A 422-nucleotide genomic window follows, 5' to 3' on the forward strand; every position below is an offset into this window, starting at 1 on the left:
ATACTGCCCACAAATGAGGAGAGGCCTACTTTCAGCACATCCGGCTCTCCTATACGTATATGCAGAATGGAGAACATTCCTAATACGCCTAGGAGCGACACGGAGAGCGAGACGAAAAGGTCCGCACTAAAAATGATCCAACGGTTGATATACCGCAAATTCACCAGACGGCCTAAGGCCAATCGCCATCTGCCTTTATGAAAATCCATCATTTGTATTTTGTTTGTTTTATATTCAGTACCCTAATTTTTCCCAACGGCGGTGCCTGTGACTCATGGCGTCCCGAAGCGGCGGGCGTAATACAGCTTTCCGTCCGCAAGATCGTACCATCACCTTGGTGGATGATTTGGATCGCATGGGTTGCATTGGGCAGGATCTGCACATTGCAACCGTAGATATGGAAAACGAAGTATATATTAATT

Annotated in this window: 1 protein-coding gene and 1 pseudogene; both read right to left on the reverse strand. The window is 46.7% G+C overall.

The features are described 5' to 3' along the window. A pseudogene (locus tag DWX33_RS22100) lies at positions 1–212 on the reverse strand (polysaccharide biosynthesis protein); the annotation flags it as partial. After that, positions 209–421, reverse strand: a complete 213-nt coding sequence (locus tag DWX33_RS23010) for a hypothetical protein (RefSeq protein WP_122381053.1) — start codon at positions 419–421, stop codon at positions 209–211. The pseudogene DWX33_RS22100 and the gene DWX33_RS23010, both read right to left, overlap by 4 nt. Position 422 lies beyond the last annotated feature (1 nt).

The sequence above is a fragment of the Parabacteroides sp. AF19-14 genome, from assembly GCF_003635485.1.
GTDB lineage: Bacteria > Bacteroidota > Bacteroidia > Bacteroidales > Tannerellaceae > Parabacteroides > Parabacteroides distasonis.